Source organism: Nostoc sp. PCC 7524, from assembly GCF_000316645.1.
Classification (GTDB): Bacteria; Cyanobacteriota; Cyanobacteriia; order Cyanobacteriales; family Nostocaceae; genus Trichormus.
Genome location: NC_019684.1, coordinates 840,789 through 863,839, shown reverse-complemented (window position 1 = coordinate 863,839; position 23,051 = coordinate 840,789). Strand labels below are relative to the sequence as shown.

24 protein-coding genes are annotated in these 23,051 nt (G+C 41.4%); 8 read left to right on the top strand and 16 right to left on the bottom strand.

Features of this window, described 5'->3' with window-relative positions:
- Positions 1-13 precede the first annotated feature (13 nt).
- Together NOS7524_RS03600 and NOS7524_RS03595 are read left to right on the top strand one after the other, a co-directional pair.
- The gene (locus NOS7524_RS03600) at positions 14-385 is read left to right on the top strand and encodes a zinc ribbon domain-containing protein (RefSeq protein WP_015137110.1); all 372 of its coding nucleotides are present in this window, start codon (positions 14-16) and stop codon (positions 383-385) included.
- 284 nt (positions 386-669) lie between these two features.
- Complete coding sequence (locus tag NOS7524_RS03595) at positions 670-2,316, top strand: alpha/beta hydrolase (RefSeq protein ID WP_015137109.1); 1,647 nt, start codon at positions 670-672, stop codon at positions 2,314-2,316.
- A gap of 249 nt (positions 2,317-2,565) precedes the next feature.
- Here the strand turns inward: NOS7524_RS03595 and NOS7524_RS03590 are convergent, their stop codons facing one another.
- The 13 genes from NOS7524_RS03590 to phnG form a co-directional block, all read right to left on the bottom strand.
- On the bottom strand, positions 2,566-3,030 hold the full coding sequence (locus NOS7524_RS03590; protein ID WP_041555531.1) for a response regulator: 465 nt from the start codon (positions 3,028-3,030) through the stop codon (positions 2,566-2,568).
- Positions 3,031-3,634: 604 nt separating this feature from the next.
- Entirely contained in the window at positions 3,635-4,426 is a 792-nt protein-coding gene (locus tag NOS7524_RS03585) for a GGDEF domain-containing protein (protein WP_235622392.1), read from the bottom strand.
- A gap of 520 nt (positions 4,427-4,946) precedes the next feature.
- Positions 4,947-6,083, bottom strand: coding sequence for a phosphonate metabolism protein PhnM (gene phnM / locus NOS7524_RS03580; RefSeq protein ID WP_015137106.1), 1,137 nt, complete (start codon positions 6,081-6,083; stop codon positions 4,947-4,949).
- Positions 6,084-6,112: 29 nt separating this feature from the next.
- Positions 6,113-6,859, bottom strand: a complete 747-nt coding sequence (gene phnL, locus NOS7524_RS03575; RefSeq protein ID WP_015137105.1) for a phosphonate C-P lyase system protein PhnL — start codon at positions 6,857-6,859, stop codon at positions 6,113-6,115.
- 46 nt (positions 6,860-6,905) lie between these two features.
- On the bottom strand, positions 6,906-7,676 hold the full coding sequence (gene phnK / locus NOS7524_RS03570; RefSeq protein WP_041555530.1) for a phosphonate C-P lyase system protein PhnK: 771 nt from the start codon (positions 7,674-7,676) through the stop codon (positions 6,906-6,908).
- Positions 7,677-7,696: 20 nt separating this feature from the next.
- Positions 7,697-8,647 carry an alpha-D-ribose 1-methylphosphonate 5-phosphate C-P-lyase PhnJ gene (locus tag NOS7524_RS03565; RefSeq protein ID WP_015137103.1) on the bottom strand — a complete coding sequence of 317 codons (951 nt, stop codon included), beginning with the start codon at positions 8,645-8,647 and terminating at the stop codon, positions 7,697-7,699.
- Complete coding sequence (locus tag NOS7524_RS03560; protein ID WP_015137102.1) at positions 8,644-9,189, bottom strand: phosphonate degradation HD-domain oxygenase; 546 nt, start codon at positions 9,187-9,189, stop codon at positions 8,644-8,646. The genes NOS7524_RS03565 and NOS7524_RS03560 overlap by 4 nt, the downstream gene beginning before the upstream one ends.
- Positions 9,190-9,212: 23 nt before the next feature.
- The gene (locus NOS7524_RS03555; protein ID WP_015137101.1) at positions 9,213-10,400 is read right to left on the bottom strand and encodes an alpha-D-ribose 1-methylphosphonate 5-triphosphate diphosphatase; all 1,188 of its coding nucleotides are present in this window, start codon (positions 10,398-10,400) and stop codon (positions 9,213-9,215) included.
- Between the two features lie 18 nt (positions 10,401-10,418).
- Positions 10,419-10,838: a fosfomycin resistance glutathione transferase gene (locus NOS7524_RS03550; RefSeq protein WP_015137100.1), complete on the bottom strand. Its 420-nt coding sequence runs from the start codon at positions 10,836-10,838 to the stop codon at positions 10,419-10,421.
- Positions 10,835-12,031: a carbon-phosphorus lyase complex subunit PhnI gene (locus tag NOS7524_RS03545; RefSeq protein ID WP_015137099.1), complete on the bottom strand. Its 1,197-nt coding sequence runs from the start codon at positions 12,029-12,031 to the stop codon at positions 10,835-10,837. Before NOS7524_RS03545 ends, NOS7524_RS03550 begins: the two co-directional genes overlap by 4 nt.
- A 51-nt stretch (positions 12,032-12,082) precedes the next feature.
- The gene (locus NOS7524_RS03540; RefSeq protein ID WP_015137098.1) at positions 12,083-12,541 is read right to left on the bottom strand and encodes a GNAT family N-acetyltransferase; all 459 of its coding nucleotides are present in this window, start codon (positions 12,539-12,541) and stop codon (positions 12,083-12,085) included.
- Positions 12,541-13,134 carry a phosphonate C-P lyase system protein PhnH gene (phnH, locus tag NOS7524_RS03535; protein WP_015137097.1) on the bottom strand — a complete coding sequence of 198 codons (594 nt, stop codon included), beginning with the start codon at positions 13,132-13,134 and terminating at the stop codon, positions 12,541-12,543. Before phnH ends, NOS7524_RS03540 begins: the two co-directional genes overlap by 1 nt.
- Positions 13,135-13,160: 26 nt before the next feature.
- Entirely contained in the window at positions 13,161-13,601 is a 441-nt protein-coding gene (gene phnG, locus NOS7524_RS03530) for a phosphonate C-P lyase system protein PhnG (RefSeq protein WP_015137096.1), read from the bottom strand.
- Positions 13,602-13,907: 306 nt separating this feature from the next.
- Between phnG and phnF the strand changes: the two genes are divergently transcribed.
- The gene (gene phnF, locus NOS7524_RS03525; protein ID WP_085999901.1) at positions 13,908-14,642 is read left to right on the top strand and encodes a phosphonate metabolism transcriptional regulator PhnF; all 735 of its coding nucleotides are present in this window, start codon (positions 13,908-13,910) and stop codon (positions 14,640-14,642) included.
- A 149-nt stretch (positions 14,643-14,791) separates the two neighbouring features.
- The gene (locus tag NOS7524_RS03520; protein ID WP_015137094.1) at positions 14,792-15,100 is read left to right on the top strand and encodes a hypothetical protein; all 309 of its coding nucleotides are present in this window, start codon (positions 14,792-14,794) and stop codon (positions 15,098-15,100) included.
- Between the two features lie 154 nt (positions 15,101-15,254).
- Here the strand turns inward: NOS7524_RS03520 and NOS7524_RS03515 are convergent, their stop codons facing one another.
- A complete protein-coding gene (locus NOS7524_RS03515; RefSeq protein WP_015137093.1) occupies positions 15,255-15,515 on the bottom strand; it encodes a hypothetical protein in 261 nt (86 codons plus the stop codon).
- 484 nt (positions 15,516-15,999) lie between these two features.
- Between NOS7524_RS03515 and NOS7524_RS30550 the strand changes: the two genes are divergently transcribed.
- The 3 genes from NOS7524_RS30550 (at position 16,000) to NOS7524_RS29815 (ending at position 19,267) form a co-directional block, all read left to right on the top strand.
- The gene (locus tag NOS7524_RS30550) at positions 16,000-16,836 is read left to right on the top strand and encodes a PEP-CTERM sorting domain-containing protein (RefSeq protein WP_015137092.1); all 837 of its coding nucleotides are present in this window, start codon (positions 16,000-16,002) and stop codon (positions 16,834-16,836) included.
- Positions 16,837-17,284: 448 nt separating this feature from the next.
- The gene (locus tag NOS7524_RS03505) at positions 17,285-19,066 is read left to right on the top strand and encodes a ShlB/FhaC/HecB family hemolysin secretion/activation protein (protein WP_171815340.1); all 1,782 of its coding nucleotides are present in this window, start codon (positions 17,285-17,287) and stop codon (positions 19,064-19,066) included.
- Positions 19,067-19,114: 48 nt separating this feature from the next.
- Entirely contained in the window at positions 19,115-19,267 is a 153-nt protein-coding gene (locus NOS7524_RS29815) for a hypothetical protein (protein ID WP_015137090.1), read from the top strand.
- Here the strand turns inward: NOS7524_RS29815 and NOS7524_RS03500 are convergent, their stop codons facing one another.
- On the bottom strand, positions 19,268-20,413 hold the full coding sequence (locus tag NOS7524_RS03500) for an NAD(P)/FAD-dependent oxidoreductase (RefSeq protein ID WP_015137089.1): 1,146 nt from the start codon (positions 20,411-20,413) through the stop codon (positions 19,268-19,270).
- Positions 20,414-20,609: 196 nt separating this feature from the next.
- Here NOS7524_RS03500 and NOS7524_RS27720 point away from each other — a divergent pair, with 196 nt between their 5' ends.
- On the top strand, positions 20,610-21,656 hold the full coding sequence (locus NOS7524_RS27720) for a hypothetical protein (RefSeq protein ID WP_015137088.1): 1,047 nt from the start codon (positions 20,610-20,612) through the stop codon (positions 21,654-21,656).
- A gap of 216 nt (positions 21,657-21,872) precedes the next feature.
- Here NOS7524_RS27720 and NOS7524_RS03490 read toward each other — a convergent pair whose 3' ends face one another.
- A complete protein-coding gene (locus NOS7524_RS03490; protein WP_015137087.1) occupies positions 21,873-23,039 on the bottom strand; it encodes a YcaO-like family protein in 1,167 nt (388 codons plus the stop codon).
- Positions 23,040-23,051: the final 12 nt, after the last annotated feature.

The window sequence follows — 23,051 nt, the reverse complement described above, 5'->3', positions numbered from 1 at the left end:
TTGGGTTTCAGTTGTGGCTACTGTATCTTGTCCCCACTGTCAGCAAATTATTGATAGTCAGGTTCTTACTTGTCCCTATTGTCGCACAGCACTCAAAGCATATGGGCATCCAGGTATTCCCCTACACCGTGCTAACAAAAATGAGTATCTGTGTGATAGCTGTACGTATCATGCTGATCATACTTGCAACTTTCCCCAACGTCCCTACGCTAAAGACTGTACCCTTTACCAAAATCTTGCGGAAAGGAAATCGCAGTTAGAACAACAGCGCGCTGCTAGTAGTTTGGCAGAAACTGTCAACACTTGGATCAAACGAAATCAGGCTTTGCTGTTAATACTGGGTTTGTTATTCATCTGTTTGTTCATAGCTGTATCAATATCTTGATTGGGGACTGAGACAAATCAATTCAAAATAGTCTACGACAAGGCTTCCGCCATCGTTAGAGAAGCAAGCTACAAAATTCAAAAGTAAAGAATGCTTGGGGATTGGTGAGTTAGGAAGAAATTCTCCCTTGTCTCTCTCCTTACTCGCACCCTGCGGGTGGGCTTACGCCATCGTAAGAGAAGCTGATGCTACATACTCCCCTGCTCCCCTGCTTCTTCTAAAAAGGGTAGCTAAAGACACTAAATATTCGCTATATTCCCCTAGTAGGAATTGGTGAAGATTTTATGGTAAAAAGTAGAAAAAGTCTCAAATTAATTGCTAGTTTCTTTAGCGCACTGGCTCTTACACAATTTTTTGGGTTAAACACGTCTGCCAAGGCGGCTGAGACGATTGTGATACGTTACGGGTTGTTTGCGGAATCTATTCCCTTGGCTGATTTAAAAACAGCAGCAGCAACTGGCGAATTTCCCAGGAGTTTAGACTTATTTACGAAGAGATTATCTGAACAACAACGCCGTACTTTGTTGGGAATGCTGAGAATGCGAGTTCCTTTGAATGTGGTGACTCTGAGCAGATTACTTAACACTCAGATTGGTACAACTATTCTCAACGACTTATCAACAGCTGTAGTTCGCAAAGATCAAGCTAGTGTGCAAAGCCTCAGAGCTGCATTGGTACTCGGCGCTAGTTCTCCCCAAGGGTTATCCGTCCTCAGCTTTATTTCTGCCTATCCTAGTCAACGCCTAGAAATTAATTTACCCCAAGCTTTGGCTGTGATGGGGAGTTTAAATACTGCTTTTTGGCGGACACAACAGTTGATGTTTGCTCTGGCTCCGCAATTAGCTCCTAGACAAGCACAGATTTCTTTACCTTTTGATCCTAGCCAATCAGGTAGCGCCTCTGTACAAGTGCAGAAGTTAAGTTTCAATGACCAAAAACGGAATCGTAATATTCCTGTGGATATTTACTGGTCAACTGCTGCTACTAGGGAAAAGCCTGTTATTGTATTTTCTCATGGTTTGGGTTCAGTTCGCACTGATTTACGTTATTTGGCAGAACATCTAGCTTCTCACGGTTATATAGTTGCAGCTTTAGAGCATCCTGGTAGTAATCAAAGCAATGCTGATTTAGCTCTTCAAGGCAAAACCAGACTGTTAAAACCCCAGGAGTTTTTGGAGCGCCCCAAAGATATTAGTTTTGTCCTGGATGAGTTGACAACACTCAATCAAACTGCAAATAATCCCCTGCAAGGCAAACTAGCAACTAATAATGTCATGGTTGTAGGCTATTCTTTTGGGGGTGGTACAGCTTTAGCAGTGGCTGGCGGTGAGTTACAATTGGCGGGACTCAAACAACGCTGTCAGCAGAAATTGGCTATTTCTAGTATTGGGGAAACTGTCCAATGTATCGCCCAAGAACTACCAGACAACAGCTATCAACTACGAGATACCAGAATTAAACAAGCGATCGCACTCAATCCTACAACTTCTTTGATTTTTGGTGAAACTGGTTTAACTAAGGTACAAGTACCTACTTTAGTTGTGGCAAGTTCTGCCGATAAAACTACTCCAGCTTTAACTGAACAATTGATTGGATTTAGTAAAATTCCTGCCCCAAAATGGTTAGTTGGTGTCATTGGTGGTACTCATTTGAGTGTAAAAGACCCCAGCACGACTTTAGATCAAGCCAATCAACCCAATACACCTTTATCTGGGGGTGAAGTTGTTGGTGAACAGGCTGCCGATGTTCGCAAATTTGTCCAGGCGATCGCTTTAGCAATGGCAGCACAACTCACACCAGAAGCCGAGAAATACGCTATTTTTCTCACCCCCGATTATGCTCAAGTAGCTTCTACAAAGGTATTTCCTTTTCGCATAGTGAGAGAAATTCCCCCAGGACTACTCTCAATGGATACAGCACTTTTGAAGTAAGTGAGGTACATCATGAGTAATGAGTAATGAGTAATGAGTAATGAGTAATGAGTAATGAGTAATGAGTAATGAGTAATGAGTAATGAGTAATGAGTAAGAAATTTACTTATTACTCACTACTTATTACTTTTTTCAATTAGTTGCTGTACCTCATAAACATCGAATTTGCTGTAATTGAATCAGGCAAGGGGGCAGGGGGAAGGGGAAATAAATATGGACTCTGGACTTTGAATTATTAACTAATTGGTATTATGCCAATTCTTTTCCATTTTCTGAGGCAGAACTTTTCATGATTTTCATAAGTTCTGTTATAAGAATACTGGGATCTATGGGTTTATTAATATAGCTTTGAAAACCAGATATTAATGCCATATTGCGACTTTCTTCCGAACCTAAAGCCGTGAGAGCAATAGCCGGAATATTTCGGACTTCTGACAGCTGATTTTCTCTAACTTTACGGATTAATGAATATCCGTCTATATCCGGCATAGCAATATCAAAAATTAAAACATCGAACTTAAATTGAGCGATCGCCTCTAGAGCTTGTAAGGCAGACGTAGCAGTTGATACATTAATACCGTAGCTTTCCAGAATGCAAGCAGTTAAAAATAGACTATCATCGTTATCATCTACCACAAGAATATGTAATCCAGCTAGTGAATAAAAGTGATATGTCACATTTTGTGGATGTAGTCCTTCTGAACTATTTGCCACGATATATTTGCCTCCTAATTTGCTCCATTCAATTCCGGAGGAAGTCATACTAGAAAGCTAGTTGGGATCTAGTTGTCTGATATGAATCTGTCAATTAGATTACCATAACACTAGATTTATACGTTTATCTTTTCTTTATGAAGATGCAATTTATAGGTTGTAGAGACGTTGCATACAACGTCTCTACAACTACAGAATTTATTTGGTGCAGCTTCTCATAAAATTAGTTATTAGCATCAAAATATTTTATAAAGAAATCTTATATTTTATATTTGGTTTTCTATGTCAAGTCTTATTGACCAATTCGTTGCAAATTCGTTACAATCATTTACATAAAGCTAACAAACCAAAAATCAACCAAGTTGTCTGTCACTCCGTAAAGCAGCAAGGTTGTTTAAGTTGACTAGGCGGAATTATCAACTGAATTGTCAACGCTCTTAAAAAAGGTTTCTTGTGAATTTAGTTCATATCAAGCTGACTTCAGTATCGGTATCTTCCATCGACATTTGGACTTCTCCTAATCACCTCGGTTTCATAGCCGAGGTTTTTTGTTTACATTGAGTAGTAAAGGAGTAGGAATATTTCTCATTACCTGAATTTTGCTTCAAATTTCAATCTTTTCTAATAACTCATGCTGCAATAGGTTCTTGCCTTTCTTTTTGGCAGTGTACATTAATGAGTCTGCTTTATCGATAATTTTGCCAACCGATTGTGGAGGATGACTAAAAGTAATAGCCCCGATGCTAACAGTGACTGATAAACCTTGTTCCCGCATTGATGTTGAGAGAACTTTTTGTACTCTATGCAGCACTACTTCTGCTGCATCATAATCAGTACGAGGTAATAAGATAGCAAATTCATCACCGCCCATTCTGGCAATCACATCAATTTTACGCAGGGTACTTTTAGCTGAGTTAGCTAATGATTGTAGCAGGCGATCGCCAAAACCATGTCCGAACTTATCGTTGATTTTTTTAAAATCATCAATATCTACATAAGCTAATGTTAAAGGTTCCTCATGTCTGCAAGATTTCTCAATTTCACTATTTACTATCTCTAAAAAAAATCGTCTGTTAGTTAACCCCGTTAAATTATCAGTTTGTGCTAGGGTTTCTAAATGTTTCAATGTCGATTTAAGCTCTGCTAATAAATAATTAGCAAATAGAAAAAAAGCTAAAGTTACCAGTCCATTCCAATAATGAATAAAAGGATGTAAATTCTGCTGCTCTTGAGTTTGATTGGCTATGATAATAATGACATCACTGAAGACTGATATTAGCAACCCGATGTATTTATCAGCAAACCAAGTAGCAATACCAATGGGAACTAAATATATAAATGATATAGAAATATCGGGGGAAATATAACAGTCTATCAAGCCTATAATACAAACCAAAAATATACTTAGTATGATTGAAAATGATTTAGGTTTATTTTCTAAAAGTTTGATTAAAGGCATATTCCCCCGATGTAACAGCACTTTTAGTCAATAATTATGCTTCGGCACTACTGTTATTCTACATAATTACACTAGAGCGATATCTGTTAAAGTTTAACGCATAATTATCGAGGGATTGAGTATATACGCAAACAAAAATATTATTTCGATAGGTCAAAAATTTATACTGTGTTACAACAGTAACAATAATATTGTTTTGAGTGCTTTATAAGCAGGTTTTGGCTGTTTAATTGCTAGCTTTAATAAGGTTATAGGGGTGTAAGAGTGTAGGCAAGAACCTTTTTTGATGAAGTGCGGGTTGCAAAATATCAGCAATTATTAATAATTATTTCGGGGAACCCGCAACTACTGAATTTTTTGTCAATCAAGTAGGAGTCCTAATGTTGTCAAATTTCGGGATTTTCAAAAAGACTCATCAGAAACATGGTATTTTTCATCACATTGAAAAACACTTAATTTAGGCAACACGGCAACCTTGGCAAATAGTTGCACTCAAACGGGGTACGATGCCATCATCATGAACAGTGATCAAATCAGCCCTCTTACCGACTTCTAGACTACCGCGATCGCTAAATAGATGAATGGCTTTGGCTGGGTTACTGGTAAATAATCGCATAGCTTCGTAAATCGGTTTACCAGTTTTGTGAGTGATGATAAAGATGGACTGTAACAAACTTTGCGGCACGTAGTCAGAAGAAATAACATCAACTAAGTTGTGTAAAACTAATTCCATTGCTGAAACATTCCCAGAATGAGAACCACCCAAAACTAAATTAGGCGCACCCATCAAGACTTGTAAACCAGAATTATGTGCTGCTGTGGCTGCGGCTAAAGTAGTGGGAAACTCCGCTAAGACTACACCATCTTGCACAGCCTCTTGGACGTGTTCGACAGTAGCATCATCATGACTGGCGAGAGAAATACCCTTAGCTTGAGTGAGTTCTACCAAGGCTTGACGATTTTTTTGAGCATATATTTGTTGTTGTTGCTGACGAGTAATGATCAAGTCTTCAATTTCGTCTGCTTTTACTCCATGTTTACCCATGTAGTATTCTTTGAATTTGTCTAAATGCACAAATTGCCGTTGTCCGGGAGTATGATCCATCAAAGAAATCATGGATAACAGAGGATTGTCGGCGTATTGTTCCGTGATTTCATAAACCTGTTCATAAGCCAATTCACAGCGTAGGTGTATGCGATGTTCCACACAAAAGCTGCCTGCGGCTTGATTTTGGGTGATGATATTAATCATCGGTGCATAGTCAGTCAAACGAGAAGACTGAGGCGACACATCACCAATAGCGATCGCATCACAGACAGTTGTCACTCCCGCGCTGGCTAAATCGCGATCATGATACACGGCTGCGGCTGCTAAAGGCCAGCGAATACCGGGACGGGGGGACATACACCGTTCTAGATTATCGGTGTGTAATTCAATTAACCCAGGTAAAAGATAATCTCCCTCGCCATCCTCACCATGATTAACTACTCCCGGTTGAATATCTGCAATTAAACCATCTCTAACAACGAGAGTACCCAACACTTCCTGATCTGTTAGTTGTAGGCGATAGTTAGTATAAACTTGTTCATTCATGACTGTAGGAATTCAAAATGTAAATTAGCCTAATTATCTTCACCAAAGGTTAATTCCCGGTTACAGAGTTGCGATCGCACTTCCTCATCGTGAAAAATGCCGATTAATGCACAACCTGCGGCTTTGCGTTCTTCTAAAAGTTCTATAACTACTTGGCGATTAGTAGCATCTAGAGCTGAGGTTGGTTCATCTAACAGCAAAATAGGATAGTTGACTGACAAAGCACGGGCAATATTTACCCGTTGCTTTTCCCCTCCAGAAAAGGTTGTAGGGGAGAGATGCCATAACCTTTCTGACAAGTTGAGGCGACGAAATAAGGCTTTGACTCGATCAAAAGCCGCTTCGGTTTCTATGCCTAATTCTAAAAGCGGTTCAGCTGCAACTTCTAAAGCTGGAACTCTAGGAATTGCCCGTAAAAACTGACTGACATATCCAATGGTTTTCTGTCTGACTGCTAAAAGTTCATGGGGCTGTAACTGACACAAATCCAGCCAATTTTCCTCATGTTTTACCCAAATGGCACCACTATCAACGCGATAGTTACCGTAAAGACAGCGCATAAATGAAGATTTCCCTGTACCAGATGCGCCAGACAAAGCCACACATTCGCCAGAATTTACACTTAGGGATAGTCCTTCTAAGACTGATAGGCGAATACCGCCTTGTTGGTGCAGAGTAAAGCTTTTGGTTAAATTTTCAACTTCTAACAGTGTACTTTCTTTAGGGGTGTAAGGGTGTAAGGGTGTAGGGGTGTAGGGGGAAGATAGTTGTTTCATATATGGGAGTGAAATTCTGTGTCGAATTCTTTAACTGTTCACTGATTTAAGGAGTTAAAGCCGCACTGACAAGTAGTTGGGTATAGGGATGTTGAGGATCATCGAGAACTTGATCAGTTAAACCGGATTCCACTACTTGTCCTTGTTGCATGACTAGGAGACGATGGGCTAGGAGTCGAACAACGCCTATATCATGAGTGACTAAAATTACACTGAGATGGAAATTTCGGACTAGCGATCGCAACAAGTCCAATAACCGCGCCTGTACGGAAACATCTAACCCCCCGGTGGGTTCGTCCATTAAAATCAACTGGGGACGTGTTACCAATACACGGGCAAGCTGTAATCTTTGTTGCATCCCCCCAGAGAAAGTTGAAGGTAAATCATCTATCCTTGTGGGATCAATTTCTACCTGTCGCAACCAGTGAGCCGCTTCATCGCGAATATTGCCGTAGTGTCTCACACCCACATCTAACAAGCGTTCGCCGATATTTGCCCCAGCACTCACCTTCATTCGCAAACCATCACGAGGATTCTGCTCAACAAAACCCCACTCAGTTCGCATCAACCAACGCCGTTTCGATTCAGGAAGCTCAGTAATTTCCAAGTCCTCACCGCTACGACTCCTATAAGTAACATTACCTTGGTCAATAGAGATATGATGAGCGATCGCCCGCAACAAAGTAGACTTCCCAGAACCAGATTCCCCCACAATCCCCAAAACCTGTCCAGGGTAGAGGTCAAAAGAAATGCGATCGCAAGCCCGAATCACACCATAACTCTTACTCAACTCATTCACTCGTAAAAGAGACTTCATAGATAAACCTTCACAACTCATCACTCACTCTCCACTCTCCGCGCCCCTTTGCGTAAACCTCCCTTTGGGTTCACCAGTCGTCTACGGAGGGAAACCCTCCTACAACGCTGGTTCACCGCGCCCCTTTGCGTTCGCCGACCACAATAATCCGTATCCGAACAAATCCACATCCTCCCCCCTGCATCATCAATCACCACCTCATCCAAAAAACTCTCCGTAGAACCACACAACTCACAAGCCTTATCCCAACGTTCCACCGTAAAAGGATGATCCTCAAAATCCAGACTTTTCACCTTCGTATAAGGCGGAATTGCATAAATCCGCTTTTCCCGCCCCGCACCAAATAATTGCAGTGCTGGATTCATCTGCATTTTGGGATTATCAAAACGCGGAATTGGGCTAGGACTCATCAAATAACGGTCATGCACCATTACCGGGTAATCGTAGGATGTGGCAATGTGTCCATGTTTAGTAATATCCTCATAAAGCTTGACGTACATCGGCCCGTATTCTTCCAAGGCGTGCATTTTTCTCGTCTCCACCGCCGAAGGTTCTAACCAACGCAAAGGCTCAGGAATGGGGACTTGGTAAACCAAAATCTGTCCAGCTTTGAGTGGTGTTTCGGGGATGCGGTGACGAGTTTGAATTAGGGTTGCGTCTTCTGTGCGTTCTGTTGTTTCCACGCCACACACTTTTTTAAAAAAGCGGCGAATGTTGACGGCGTTGGTAGTGTCGTCTGCACCTTGATCAATCACTTTCAAAACATCAGACTCACCAATCACAGCAGCTGTTACCTGAATCCCCCCAGTACCCCAACCGTAAGACATGGGCATTTCTCTAGAAGAAAAGGGGATTTGATGTCCTGGAATCGCAACAGCTTTGAGTAAGGCGCGACGAATTGAGCGTTTGGTTTGCTCGTCTAGGTAGGCGAAGTTAAAGCCTGGGGCTGGGGATTGGGGAGTGGGAGTCATAATAAACAGGCGGTAAGAGACTTTTTAAAGTGGGTTAAATCGGGGGTTTGCAGGTTGATAACTTTTGCTAAGTCGTCGTAAATCCTTAACTGCACTGCATCTTGGGCGTAGGGTTGACTGATGAAATGTTCTGCTTCTGTTGGGGAAAATCTCCCACCTTGTAGTTCTAGGCTGCGTTTGGATGCAGGTGAGAGGCTGTCCCAATACTCATGGTTGACTGAGCAAAGATAGCGTTTGGCGGCGACGTGTAGACGTATAGGTTCGGTGACAGCTGCGCCAAATAGTTGACGCAGTAAGGGTATGGCTCGAAACTCATGGCGATCATCAATGCCTTTGGCGGCGGCATCTTCCCCTAAACTGTGAATTAAATGCCCTACGTCATGCAATAAACAAGCACTAATCAATTCCTGACTTTGCCCGGCGATTTCGGCTAGGGCGGCACATTGCAGCGCGTGTTCTAGCTGGCTGACAGCTTCCGCACCATACAACTCGGCACCTTTTTCGTTAAACAGGTGAATAATATCTTCGATGATAGGTTTCATAAAAGAAAGGGGGAGTGGTGTGGTTATTTGAGGGGATATTTAGCAACTTCTTGTCCTGCTATGTAGACAGAAGCGATCGCACAAGTTACCGGATGTTCAGGTGAGATTAAGATAAAGTCAGCGTCTAAACCAGGGGCGATTTTACCTTTGCGATCGCCAATTCCGACGGCGGCAGCAGGACGACTGGAAACCAATGTCCAAGCGTCTTCAAAGGACATTAAGCCTAGTTCCTGCAACTTAAAGGGAGCTACAAATAAGGAAGGATAGTGATAATCGGAGCAAAGACAATCCACAACTCCATGTTGGACAGCTTCGGCTACACTCATATAGCCGACATGGGAACCACCACGAATTAAATTAGGCGCACCCATCAGCACGGCTGCACCATAGGCGCGAGATTGAGCAGCCAAAGAAATACTACCGGGAAATTCTGCGATCGCTACTTGGCGTTGTTGGCTGAGTGCGACTTTTTCCGGGGTGTCATCATCATGGGAAGCTAAGGGGATTTTGTAAGTATGAGCTAGTTCTACTAATTGTGCGACTTGTGCATCACCTTCCTGTCGTCTAGCTGTAACTTGGGCGAGTAATTCAGCAACTTCTGACTCAGATAGTGTTGAGCGTTGGCGCAAACTTTTCAAATGTCGCTGCAATCGCTGCTGATTTCCTGGCGGTGGAAGGTGATCGTTAATCGATAAAAGCTGAACTTTCCCAGAGGTTAACCAATCACATAACTCTTGATGTCCTTGAGTATTAGCTTCTTCATGTCTAATGTGAATGCGATGATTAGACTTTAAAATCTGCGCTCCTGCACCCAAAATAAAGTTAATTAAATTGCGGGCTGAATCGCGACTGCGTAAACCCGGTTCATAGGAATCTGTGATTGAGCAGTAAAAAGTGGTGACACCAGATGCTAACAAGTTGCGATCATTATCTGCGATCGCCATTGGTAAAGGAAAATTAATCCCAGGACGAGGGCAAATCATCCTTTCAAAAGCATCACCATGTAAATCAATAATCCCCGGTAACATTTGCAGCCCTTGGGCATTGATCAATTGATATTCATCGGGACTGATTTCCTGATCAATACTAATAAATTTCCCATCGGCAATTAACACTGTGACATCTTTCACCCAGCCATCTGGAGTTAATACATCTAATCCTTGAATAGCGATTTTTTTTGTTGTTTGTCTAGTAATTTGTTGTATTGTCATAATAATTTCGAGTTCTGTTTATAAAATATCGAGGAAAAACTCCATCCCTTCATAGGGACATTTTCTAGCAGCAGAAATTCTGGATAACAAATCACCTAGATGAAGTTCTAATTTGTGGTAATCGGGGTCGAGAATATATAAAGAATCACCTTCGCTACTATTTTGCTTCCACTGCTTTACACCCAAACTTTTCAGGCGATCGCTATATTCCTGAAATTTATCCTCAGCAACACTCAAAGCAATATGAGTGTACTCGTTGCTGGGACTGGTTCGGGTATGGGGATCTAAAGATAGACACAACCACAAGTTACCTGCAATTAAATAAGCCCCCCTCTTCCATTTAGCAACTGCTATACAACCTAGAACATTGGTATAAAAATTAAAGGACTTATTTAAGTCAGAAACAGATAAGGTAATGTGATTAATACCCGTGATCATTTGGCTATCTCCATCACTAATTCCTGGTTCTCGTCCGGGCAATCTGTTACTTCTGGTGATACTTGACTATTGATTTGTTGCTGGCGAATTTTACGAACTAAATTTAACTCTGCTTGGAAGTCGATGTAGTGGGGTAGTTTGAGATGCTGCACAAATCCTTGAGCTTCCACATTATCCGAGTGGTACATGACAAACTCAACATTTTGCGCCGGACTGTCTACAGTTTCGCCCAATTCCTCAGCACGCATTGCCCTATCTACTAAGGCCATTGACATCGCTTTGCGTTCGTTATAACCAAAGGTAAGTCCATAACCACGGGTGAATTGAGCAGGTAATTCTTTACTGCCTTTAAACTGATTCACCATCTGGACTTCGGTGATTGTAATATCTGCGATCGCTACTTCAAATCCCAATTCTTCAGGAAAAATTACTACCTCTACTTCCCCCATGCGAATTTCTCCCGCAAACGGATGATTTCTCCCATAACCCCGTTGTGTCGAGTAAGCCAGAGATAGTAAAAAACCCTCATCTGCACGCGCTAAATTTTGCAGTCTCGCATCCCGTGCGGCTGGGAAAGTTAGGGGTTGGCGGGTGAGATCGAAGGGTTGGGATGAGGGGGATGAGGAAGATGGGGGGGATGAGGGAGACGAAGGGGACGCAGTTAATAATTCTTCCTCTTGTACCCCTTCTGCTTGCATTAATCCTTCTCGATCTAACGTATCAATGACGCGGGGAACTGGTTCTGTATCGGCTTCGGCTTCTGGTGCGGTGGGAACTTCTCCCTCAGCCATTAATTTAAAGTCTAATAGGCGATGGATGTAGTCAAAGGTCGGCCCTAGTCGTTGTCCTCCTGGTACATCTTTAAATATGGCGGAAATTCGCCGTTGAATTTGCATTTTGCTGGTATCTAGAGGTTGACTGTAGTAAAAGCGTGGTAGTGTGGTGCGGTAAGCTCGTAATAAAAAAATCGCTTCGACTAAATCACCCCAAGATTGTTTAATTGCTAGGGCTGCCAATTGGCGATCGTACAGGCTACCCTCACACATTACCCGTTCTACTGCCAGGGTTAGTTGTTGTTCAATCTGGTCTATAGTTAGTTCAGGAATGCTAGTATCACCGCGTCTTCTGCTTTGTAACAACTTCTCTGCATTCTGGATGGCTTGTTCTCCACCTTTAACTGCAACATACGGCATAAATATTTATCTCTCTCTATTGTTTCTTGTTAACTCACTACTCCCTATTCCCTACTCCCCATTCCCCTGATTTACGACACATTTAAAACTCCAGCCATGCTGCTCAAACCCCAATGATTGATAGAATTGGTGAGCGCGATCGCGTTTGAGATTTGAAGACAGCGTTACTTTATAACACCCAGCGTCAGCACTCATTTGAATAGCAGCTTTCATCATTTGGTTACCAATCCCCTGTCCCCGAAATTTAGGACTTACCGTAACAGCATCTAGCACTGCAAATTTGTGATATCCCCGGTGCATCATTGTGGGAACATACAACAGGCTAAAAGTGCCTATAGGTTCTTGGTTCAAATAAGCCAGATAGATGTCATAGTTAGGAACTTGCATCATTTGAGCGAAAATTTCGGCGGCGCGATCGCTTGATAAAGGCAATTCCCCATCCATCTCTGCATACAGATGAATCAGTAATGGTAAATCATCACAGCTAGCAATGCGAATCTCAAAACTCATCACACTACCTCTACTTTTGCTGTACGCGGTAGTCCCATAACCGCATCATCTGTAAATAAAAACACATCTACACCCAAGGGATAAGCTTGATGATTCTTTTTCCCAAAGTCCCAAAAATGCTGAGGAAGTGTAGGTTGAATCTCTTGCTTGTCTAAAATTCCTGGGCCTGTCAATGTTACAGGTTGCCCTCCTATAAAACTTGCTACTTGTATTAACAATGTAGTTGAGGCTTCTGGTTGTTCTGCTGTCCCCCAACTGAAACTAGATAATTCTTGTAAAACAGTCACATCTTGAATCAATGCAAAATCAGCCTCATGTGGTTGCTGCGTAAAACCACAGCCTGTATGAAACACCAACCAAGCTTTCACCTGCGGAGCAAAACTCGACTGTATCCACACCCGTACATCTAAATCCAACAGAGTTAAACAAGCCGCCGCACAAGCAGCCGTTAACCCAGCAGGCGCATTCATACTAGCTGTGATTGCATACTCTTTCCCCGGATGAGCATGAGCATCAAGCAGCCCCCGAAAAGTCCTTTGGGCATCATGAATAGGCTCTTTAAATCCTGGTAAATGCGTAATTATAGTATTCATTTTTTGAATTTTGAATTTTGAATTTTTTACCCTTCTCCCCGAACCATCGTGAAGAAGTTCACCTGAGTAGCAGCAGTTTGACGTTGTTTAAGTTCTTGCTGTTGTTGGATCGTTTGTTGCAGTGGTTGAATGACTTCGGTTTGAACCTGATCATGCCAATCTGGAGTTTGCAGTAAAGCATCACAAACAGCTGCTAGTTCAGCATGACGTTGCGATCGCCCAGCGACATAACCAAACCCTGGATTTTCTGCTTGGCTTTCTAGCTGTACCACACAGCGAGTCATGGTTATTTCTCCCAAGTTAAATGGCTCTCCACTACCACCCGCACGTCCACGCACCATCGCTAAACCAATCTCTGGAGGTCGTAAAAAACTATAACTAGGCAATTTGCCCAATCTGTTTACTAATTTTTCTAGTTGCTGTAATTCAGCTTTTGCTAGTGTTGCCATCCAAGTTTGTCTTTGCATATTGGGGATTGGAGATTAGAACACCAATTCAGTATTCCTAGAAGAACTCCTCCCCTGCAAGGAGAGGGGATTTTTTCTCCCCCTTCCCTCGTAGGGAAGGGGGTTGGGGGGTTAGGTTTTTCACTACTGAATCGATACTTTAATGAACTGGAGATTGTGTAGGGAAAATTAATTAATTTCCTACACAATCATATTGATTTGTCTGTGCTATGGCTTAAACTATTCTTAAATTTGTCTAGACATCTAGATGATGTTTAGATTAACTCAATTTCGATAACTTGACAATCAGATATTGATAATTAATTTATGAGCCAAGACGTAATGCCAATCTATGCCCAAATTGCTGCTCAGTTGCGCCAAAATATCCACCAAGGGGTTTATCAAGTGGGGGAGCAATTGCCGACAGAGAGTAAGCTAGCAGAACAATTTGCCGTTAATCGTCATACATTGAGACAGGCGATCGCACTCCTGAAAAATGAGGGATTGCTCAGAGTTGATCGGGGACGGGGAACATTTGTAGCTGCTCAAACTATTCGCTACGCCATTGGTAAGCGAGTCCGTTACGGCCAAACCCTCAAAGCCCAAGGTTGGCAAGTCAGATATCAATTACTGCGTGCTTTAGAAGTGCCTGCGGATAGTGCAGTTGCGAACGGATTAGAAATTAATTTAGGTGAGCCAGTAGCTTTAATTGAGCGTCTGAGTTTAGCAGATGAAGAACCAATTAGTATCGGTACAGGCTATTTCCCTTTAAAGCTATTTCCTGAGATATTAGACCCAAAAAACATCCAAATTTTGCAAGAAAAACAATCAATCTCTGGTTTCCTGCATCTAGTGTATGGATGCGACCATATGCGCCGGAGTACGTGCGTTTCAGCCCGGTTAGTCCAGCCGCAAGATGCCCAATGGCTACAACTCCCCCTCAATCAACCTATTTTATTAGCTGAATCAGTGAACATTGATCAAGCAAGTAACGTGATTGAATATGGCGTAACTCGATTTCGAGGCGATCGCATGGAGTTATTTTTTGAAAATGATTGTTAACAATATATTTCTAATTTTAAAGTAATTAATTCACAATTCCAAGAGGTGATGCTAACAATAACACATCTATCTATAGAGATATTTAAAAATCATATATAACATTATTATAATGATATTAAGATAACCAATAAATATAAAAAACTACTACTATGGCTCGTCTAACTCAAATCATTCAAAACACTTTAATTCGTGTTACTGCTTTTGTATCGGTTCTCTTCAAAAACATTTTTGGTTTGATAAGAAACGTATTTAATGCTGTAGCAAGGTTATTTGGCTTTAATAAGCCCAGTTATTTTCTAGAATCTGAAGAAGCCCAAAGTGTTAAGAAATATTCAGAGAAACAGCCAACAATAACTCAGGCAGATACCACACCCAACATATCCACTTCTGATCGTCGCCGTCCTAATGCCAAGATGGACTATTACATCAAAATGGCGCGTGAAATTCAAAACAATTAATTTCTAGTTTGTAGTACGGACTTCAGTCCTTTCCCTGAAAAGCTAGGCGAACCACATCAGGACTTTAGTCCTGACTACAAACTGAAAACACTCAATAAACCTCATATACCTCTTCCTAGTTACTTGGCTCGCCATTCCCCAGTCCCCAGCCTAATCAAGCATGAAGATTAGCTTGTTCTTGTAACCAGGGATCTACAGGTTGCCCATCTTTCCGACGCAATTCAATTTCTACTACCATCACCTCTTGAGAACCAGGGGGAGCAGGTTTTTGATGGAAAATAATTTCATAATCTAATGGATTATGTTGACGTTCTTTTAACCATTCTTGCACTTTGGTCATAGCAAAGAATGATTGTCCTTGCTCAAACATTCGAGTAATTTGCATTTGCAGTGTGTAGGGATTGATTCGACCCATTGTTTATTACCTCTAATAAGTAATTTGGAGATTAGGTAACATACTAGCTTGGCATAATCTGATGTTAGTTGAGAAATAGCTATACTGCCTACTCATATCTATCGCTTGAATACTCTACAGCAATTGTGCCTTTACACAGATTTTACAATTGTCATCAGCAACATATTTACTCTACCTAATTTAAAAATTGCTGGGATCATCGTCAAAGCCTTTATAATCAGCTTCCTACACTGTTAGTTTAAAAAAAGACTTTAGTTTTTGAAATTTTTAAGTATAATTACTAAGAATAATAAGATACAAAAAAGCTACTGGCAATCTGTAATTAGCTGTGACATGATGAACTTAAGCTAACAAATACAAACTTTTGTAAACGTAATACTGATATTTCTGATGAACTTTGCTGTATCTCTGCATTGTTCCAATTCTCTGTGTTAGCTCAATGTTCTGAATCTATTACCTCGAAAAATTAAGGTTAACTACTGATATGTTCCACAAAAGTTTTGTATCACGCATTGGTTGTATTCTAGCTGTAGCGGGAGCTACTTTGATGCCAGGCATAGCCAAAGCAACTGTTGCAGATAACACTCAAACCCTAATAGATTGGGATCAGCTAGCCAGTGGATGGACAACTCCAAAGTCGGGTGACGTTAACAGCTTTAATGTCGGAGAAGGAACAGTTGACTTCAAGTTTGAGTTAGGTTCAAAAACCAAGTTTGTTGCTTTTGGCGGTAGTACAACTCCCTCTATTAGCAGCACTCTGAATGGTAGCCAGGGAAACGATAACAAAAGTTTGCATTTACAAATAGATGCAGAAGGAGTGGGTTTGGCTAAAGGGGATAACTCAATGACTATGACTACTTCCTTTAAGGGTTTTAGTAGCCCCCTAACCAATGTTTCATTCATGGTATATGACATTGATATTAGTAGAAACTCGTGGCAAGACAGAGTAATTATCAAAGGATTCTTAGGAAATCAAGTTGTTAATCCCATTTTTAGTCCAGTTTTAACTCAAAATACTATTCAGATAGTTAATACTTACACCCTAGATGGTGTTAGAGGTTTGTCAGATAATGACAACGGAGATCAGGGTAGTTTGCTAGTGAGTTTTGCTAGTGCTATTGATGGTTTTGAATTAGTCTTTACCGATGGTGATGGCAACGGGACAACGAGAAATCCTGCCAATCATGGGATTGGGATTGGCGATATTAAATATACTGTAGCTACTCAAAGTGTTCCTGAACCTGCTTCCGTTTTAGGTCTTTTGGCATTTGGTGCGTTTGGTGCAAGTTCAGTTTTAAAACGCAAACAGCACAACGCTTAATTATTACGATACATGATGCTTAAAGCCCCTGCATAAAATGCAGGGGCTTTAAATTTAATATTAAGGGAATAATAGTAAGCTGCATAGATGTATTAATAATGACAAGATACTTTCTATGATAGTGGTAATTAGCCTCAATGTAAGGTAGGCGATAGGCGATCGCATCAGAGTAGGGAGCAGGGGAGACAAGGAGAGAAGTTCGAGCCGTTCACGTTGGCGTAGCCTGCCCTAGCGCATAAAAATTCAGTACACCTGATAATCTTTCTTCCCTGTCACCTGTCACCTGTCATCTGTCACCTACCTACGCAAGTAAATTCACAAATCAAATCGGATTGCTATATATGTTGTGTTGTATTTAGCCTATAAGAAATCGATAAATGAAATAATATTTACATCGGAAGTCTTAGCAGTACAACTATCTTATTGGTGCTAAAAACACTCTACTAGCATGATGTATCAATGCCCAAAAAAGCTAAAAATATCTTGGTTGACTCTGGGTATTTTTGTATTACTCAGCAGTATCGATTCTCAACCCTCAAAAGCTCAAACTGTTGACAATACACAAATATCAAATAGTAATTTCAGCCTATCACAACAACTACCACCACCCCAGGATGTCCAACCACCCGCCCCTTCGCCTTTACCAACGCCGCAACCACCGCAACTACTACCACCACCAGCAGAACTACTTCAGCCCTCTTCTCCAGATATCCAACCTCAGCTACCTACACCAGAGGATGTTCCCCAAACTATTACTGTCCAACAGTTTGAGGTTGTGGGTAGTACGGTATTTAGCCCAGAAGAGTTAGCTAAAGTGACTGCTGAGTTTACCAATAGACCAATTACTTTAGCAGAACTGTTTCAGGCTCGCTCTAAAATTACTGAACTCTACGTCAGTAAGGGTTACATTACTTCTGGTGCATATATCCCACCGCAAACCATTCAGTCGGGTGTGATCAAAATTCAGGTGGTTGAAGGTAAATTAGAAGATATCCAAATTAGTGGTACGCGCAAACTCAACTCCAATTATGTCCGTAGTCGCTTGGCTATTGCAACATCCCCACCGCTAAATCGAGACAAGTTACTAGAAGCACTACAATTACTGCAACTTGATCCGTTAATCCAAAATTTATCTGCTGAACTGTCAGCCGGAGCGCGTCCTGGGACGAGTGTATTACAAGTACAAGTCAGGGAAGCCAATTCCTTTAGCAGCCAATTAGCTTTAGATAATGGTCGTTCGCCTAGTGTGGGTAGTTTTCGCCGCCGTATCCAAGCGAGAGAAGGTAATGTGTTGGGTTTGGGAGATGGATTAAGTTTAGCTTATACTAACACCGATGGTAGCAACACCTTCGATACCAGCTACACGTTACCCCTTAATCCTCGCAACGGTACACTCAGCTTTAATTTTGGCACTTCATCTAGCAATGTAATTGAGGAGCCTTTTAATATTCTCGATATTCAATCTTCCTCTCGCTACTATGAATTGACTCTTCGCCAACCCCTGATGCAAACTCCCACCCAAGAATTCGCCCTAGGATTGACGGCTTCCCGACGGGAAAGTGAAGCGACTTATATAGAAAGAGAACGCTTACCTTTCCCTTCCTTGGGTGCCGATGATGAAGGACGGACACGCATATCTGCATTGCGGTTTTTCCAAGAATGGACGACTCGCAATAGCCGCCAAGTAATAGCAGTGCGATCGCAATTTAATCTTGGTATCGGTGCATTTAATGCCACGATTAATAATGACCTTCCCGATAGTCGGTTTTTATCCTGGCAGGGACAAGCCCAATGGGCGAGGTTGTTAGCACCAGAAACTTTATTAATTGTACGTGGTAATACACAAATAGCATCTAGAAGTCTATTACCTTTAGAACAGTTTGGTATAGGTGGTTTAGATAGTGTGCGGGGATATCGCCAAGATTTTCTTTTGGCAGATAATGGTGCTTTAGCTTCGGCAGAAGTACAAATACCTGTGCTGCGATTATCCCAGTCGCGTGGTGTATTGCAGGTGATCCCTTTTGTTGATTTTGGGATGGTTTGGAATAATTCTCGAACTAATCCCGACCCTAATACTTTAGCATCCGTGGGTTTGGGTTTACGCTGGTCACAAGGCGATCGCTTAACTGCTCGTCTTGACTGGGGTATTCCTCTGGTATCTGTTGACTCCCAAGCCAGAACATGGCAAGAGAACGGGTTATATTTTTCTGTAGTTTATAATCCTTTTTAATGTGACTTACGGTATTGTATCCATAATCAACCTAATCATTGTGTAACTATGCCACACCACTTTTCTCTAGTCGTGACACACTATCTCATGCAACAATCCTTTGATCTCAAAGAAGCATTTCGCTACAGCATTGGCTTAGTAGTAGTTTGCTTGTTCATGCTTATCTTATTGTGGTTGCCAGATATTTTACAAGAGAAGTAATTAGAGATTTTCTCCCGTAGTATGTGGAATCAACTTTCCCTTACTTTTGTAAAACAAGGAGTTGATTGGCTCTAATGGTTGGTGCTGAAGACGATCACGAAACTTAACAGCAAATTGAGATATGTAACCAAAATGTTTCCAGACAGCATCAGCATAAGGCTGCAATGCTTCAGCACTGTAATCATTACCTCTGCAAATCGAACCTAACAGCTCACCAGCAATTTTTCCTGACACCATAGCTCGATCAATTCCATGAGCAATTAACGGATCAATTAAACCAGCCGCATCGCCTGATAGAATAAAACCGTTACCATGTATGGTTCTGGTTGTTTTGGCTAAAGGTAAATACCAACATTGAATATTTCCCACTGGTTCTGCTTGGAGAAATCTTGCTTTTAATAAGGGAGATTGGATTAACTGGCGATGAATTTGTGGCGGAAAAATACCTGTACTTTTGAGGTTTTGATCAAATAAGATTACTCCGACATTGACAGTTTCTTTATCTACTGGGAAAATCCAAAAATAACCAGGTCTACATTCTGGCAGATAGTACAATTCTAATTCGCTGCCCGAAACATCAAGGTTTCGATAGTAGGCACGAGTCGCCACTGCTCCATCCTGTTTTAAAGATTGATATAAACCTAATTTTCTAGCTACTACCGAGCTACAACCATCTGCGCCAGCTACTACTTTAGCGGTGTATTCCTGTTTTTCCCCATCCGCAGATGTTCCTTGAATGCCAAATACCCAACCGTTTTGCATCAGCAAGTTTTCAACTTTAAATCCCTCTTTTGTCTCAGTACAGGCTTTTGCTGCTTGAAATAACACATTATCGAATATCCATCTTCTTGATGTAGAAATATATTGAGCGTCATTCATACTGGGAGGCATTAAACGCTCAGTTTCTGAGTAAAAAATCATATTATTAGCACAACCGTGAGGTTCTAGCAGCAGTTTATCTATGAGATGGAATTCCTGCAAAATTTCTACAGAACTTACGGTTAAAGCATCGCCACAAATTTTGTCACGGGGAAATTTTTCTTTGTCTACGAGTAACACTTTTAGTCCCTGTTTAGCGGCTGATAAAGCCATTGTTGAGCCAGCAGGTCCTCCACCAACTATAATCAGATCGTAATCGTAATTCATTATTTATCAGTTTATTTTTATCAGTTTGAAATTCAGAATGATTTTTATTGTAAGTAGAACGACTTGAAAAAAACAAACTATGTAAAGTAATGTAAAAAATGTAACATAGCAAGAATATTTTTTATCAAAAAATTTAAAATAAAATTTGGTAATTAACAAGTATAATTTTCAATAATTTTCATTATTTATTAATAAAATGAATTACTTATTGCAAGATTACTTGCGCTTAGTTATTCCTTATCTCGCAGATGTACTCGTTTCCCCACAACAATTAACTTCTATACAACAGGTGGCTCAACTATTACCACCTTTGTCACCAACACTGTTAGAATGCCGCTTGGCAGCTGACCAACCACAAGTAGATTTATCAGTAGGCATACAGCCTATGAAAATTGCGATCGCCGAATCGCTCTTATCATATCCCTTCTGGCAAGAAATCCGCCAATTCTGTCAAGAATGGACAACTGTGAATTCTCTACCCCAGGAAGCAGTTGAGGATATTTGGCTGGAATTTGATCTTGATGGCGAAACAGATGGGTTAACGGTAGGTTGTTGGTTTTTTAGTTTGCGGGGAGAAGTCTTTAAAGATAAGAGTAGTGAAGCTTTATCCAAGTTTTTCCAACTCATCTCATGGTTGCAGAATTGTCCGATTGAGCAGCAGCGCCAGGCTTTAGTATTGCAGTGCGTCAACGCCTTACCTGATGGTGTGGGCATCAGTCAAATAGGGGCAATGCGATCGCGTTCTGGAGAACCACTGCGAATCAATGTCAGTGGATTATCAGCTCAAATGATTCCCGCTTACTTAGCTCAAATTCAAGGCGAACCAGTCAAGGCAGATTTAGCTGAGATGATCACCCTGATTCAGCCCTTGAGCGATCGCATAGTTTTGTGCTTTGATATTGCAGAACAGATTGGCTCTAGAATCGGACTGGAATGTTATTTGGATCAACAACCCAAAAAAGAACCCCGTTGGACTGAATTCCTCAACCTTTTAGTAGCAATGGAATGCTGCACACCTCAAAAACGTGATGCCCTTCTCAAATGGCCTGGGTTAATTCAGAAAAAAGATCACCCAGAACTTTGGCCTGTTAATTTACAAGACTTAGACTCATGGATCAGCCAAGGTAGCATCAGTGTTTTTTGGCGAACAATCAATCATCTCAAGCTAGTTTATCAACCCGGTCGCCCTTTAGAAGTAAAAGCTTATATAGCTTTTGGTCATCGTTGGTTCAAGCCTGATTGAGCTGATTTATCAGAGGCTTTTAAACCTGTAACCTGTAACCTGCCTGACTTTTCACGCTATGTGGAAAAGCTAACGCGAAACCTAACCCCCTAACCCCCTTCCCTACGAGGGAAGGGGGAAAAGTTAAAGCCTCTCTCCTTGCAGGGGAGAGGTTTGGAGAGGGGTTTTCCAGATCCCGTGAAAAGTCAGGTAACCTGTCACCTGTCACCTATTCCCTCAAAATAACGAATGATTCATGATTAAGCCAGGGACGAAAACTTTTACAACTGGAATATTAAAAGGTTCTCTTGTCAAATCGACACGATAAATATTGTTGTAACCAGCTTTCGAGAGAGACTGTACAACATAGTTATAATCTGCCCATAAATCATGTTGAGCAAAGTTAGTTAATGTTTGCCAGGAGGTTGTACTGGTGATGCGATCAAAATAATTGTACAGTTGGCGATGGGTGTTAGTTTTCTCAAAGATTTGCTCGGCGTTGAGATCATCCCGTGCGCCGTGGATAAATGTCAATCGTGACTGGGCGGCTTCAGTAATAGCTCGTGTGGCTGCAACACTAGGGCTAAGATGGGTTCCATAGCCTACATTAACGATGAGTGCAGGGTTATAGGGATTTTGATCAAGCAGAATAGCCCAAAATGTGTTGATAGCAATACAGCTTTTTACCCAGATGAGAACAAGCTTAAACTCAGTAGTATTGATGCGTTCTAATAAAGGTTGTACAAAGGGATCATCTATCGTATTAATATCAATAAATTTACATCTTGTTTGCAGATTTAAGCGCCCTTGGACTACAAGGTGTGCGATCGCATCTCTTTCAATCACCTCATAAAGACCATGAATCGTCCCTTCTAATAGATGATTACCACTGGCTAAACCATTAGTTCCAATCCGATACAAGTTAGGGGAATAACGAGAAGAACAATCATAAACAGCACTGGCGGGTAGCCAGACATCTGTGTTAGTGATGAGTTCTTGCCCTGGTACCCAGTCCAGGATAAATTCGGGATGAAAGTAGGCTGGAGAACAGTATTCTGGGAGAATATGAGGCTCTATAACCTCTCTGCCGCTCGACTGCAAAGATTTGAGACTGCTGCGCCGCAAACGCTCATCTGGTGTTTCGGCATGGAAAACTTCAATCGCCTCCATTAACGCCGAAACCTTAGCCGTTTCATGGGAGATGCCTTTACCATTAGAGACTTGTAGCCAAGGCCTTGTAGGTCGAATCGCACAGTATACAGGGATACCCAGCCGATCTAATCCTGTCACATCAGCACAACGAGTAATTCCCATCGCTAGCAAGTGCGGTTTGATATTAGCTAAAGTTTGCTCTGGGGGAATTAAACGATGTGTCCCATAAGTGTAATTTTTATCAAGACTCATAATAACTATGGA

What these genes read in the sequence shown, in the direction of transcription:
- phnL (WP_015137105.1), bottom strand. Translation starts at nt 6,859, where the DNA reads ATGAAACAACTATCTTCCCCCTACACCCCTACACCCTTACACCCTTAC.
- NOS7524_RS03565 (WP_015137103.1), bottom strand. Translation starts at nt 8,647, where the DNA reads ATGACTCCCACTCCCCAATCCCCAGCCCCAGGCTTTAACTTCGCCTAC.
- NOS7524_RS03555 (WP_015137101.1), bottom strand. Translation starts at nt 10,400, where the DNA reads ATGACAATACAACAAATTACTAGACAAACAACAAAAAAAATCGCTATT.
- NOS7524_RS27720 (WP_015137088.1), top strand. Translation starts at nt 20,610, where the DNA reads ATGAATTACTTATTGCAAGATTACTTGCGCTTAGTTATTCCTTATCTC.
- NOS7524_RS03505 (WP_171815340.1), top strand. Translation starts at nt 17,285, where the DNA reads ATGATGTATCAATGCCCAAAAAAGCTAAAAATATCTTGGTTGACTCTG.
- NOS7524_RS03560 (WP_015137102.1), bottom strand. Translation starts at nt 9,189, where the DNA reads ATGAAACCTATCATCGAAGATATTATTCACCTGTTTAACGAAAAAGGT.
- NOS7524_RS03490 (WP_015137087.1), bottom strand. Translation starts at nt 23,039, where the DNA reads ATGAGTCTTGATAAAAATTACACTTATGGGACACATCGTTTAATTCCC.
- NOS7524_RS03515 (WP_015137093.1), bottom strand. Translation starts at nt 15,515, where the DNA reads ATGGGTCGAATCAATCCCTACACACTGCAAATGCAAATTACTCGAATG.
- NOS7524_RS03545 (WP_015137099.1), bottom strand. Translation starts at nt 12,031, where the DNA reads ATGCCGTATGTTGCAGTTAAAGGTGGAGAACAAGCCATCCAGAATGCA.
- NOS7524_RS03500 (WP_015137089.1), bottom strand. Translation starts at nt 20,413, where the DNA reads ATGAATTACGATTACGATCTGATTATAGTTGGTGGAGGACCTGCTGGC.
- phnK (WP_041555530.1), bottom strand. Translation starts at nt 7,676, where the DNA reads ATGAAGTCTCTTTTACGAGTGAATGAGTTGAGTAAGAGTTATGGTGTG.
- NOS7524_RS03540 (WP_015137098.1), bottom strand. Translation starts at nt 12,541, where the DNA reads ATGAGTTTTGAGATTCGCATTGCTAGCTGTGATGATTTACCATTACTG.
- NOS7524_RS30550 (WP_015137092.1), top strand. Translation starts at nt 16,000, where the DNA reads ATGTTCCACAAAAGTTTTGTATCACGCATTGGTTGTATTCTAGCTGTA.
- phnH (WP_015137097.1), bottom strand. Translation starts at nt 13,134, where the DNA reads ATGAATACTATAATTACGCATTTACCAGGATTTAAAGAGCCTATTCAT.
- phnF (WP_085999901.1), top strand. Translation starts at nt 13,908, where the DNA reads ATGAGCCAAGACGTAATGCCAATCTATGCCCAAATTGCTGCTCAGTTG.
- NOS7524_RS03550 (WP_015137100.1), bottom strand. Translation starts at nt 10,838, where the DNA reads ATGATCACGGGTATTAATCACATTACCTTATCTGTTTCTGACTTAAAT.
- NOS7524_RS03520 (WP_015137094.1), top strand. Translation starts at nt 14,792, where the DNA reads ATGGCTCGTCTAACTCAAATCATTCAAAACACTTTAATTCGTGTTACT.
- NOS7524_RS29815 (WP_015137090.1), top strand. Translation starts at nt 19,115, where the DNA reads ATGCCACACCACTTTTCTCTAGTCGTGACACACTATCTCATGCAACAA.
- NOS7524_RS03595 (WP_015137109.1), top strand. Translation starts at nt 670, where the DNA reads ATGGTAAAAAGTAGAAAAAGTCTCAAATTAATTGCTAGTTTCTTTAGC.
- phnM (WP_015137106.1), bottom strand. Translation starts at nt 6,083, where the DNA reads ATGAATGAACAAGTTTATACTAACTATCGCCTACAACTAACAGATCAG.
- phnG (WP_015137096.1), bottom strand. Translation starts at nt 13,601, where the DNA reads ATGCAAAGACAAACTTGGATGGCAACACTAGCAAAAGCTGAATTACAG.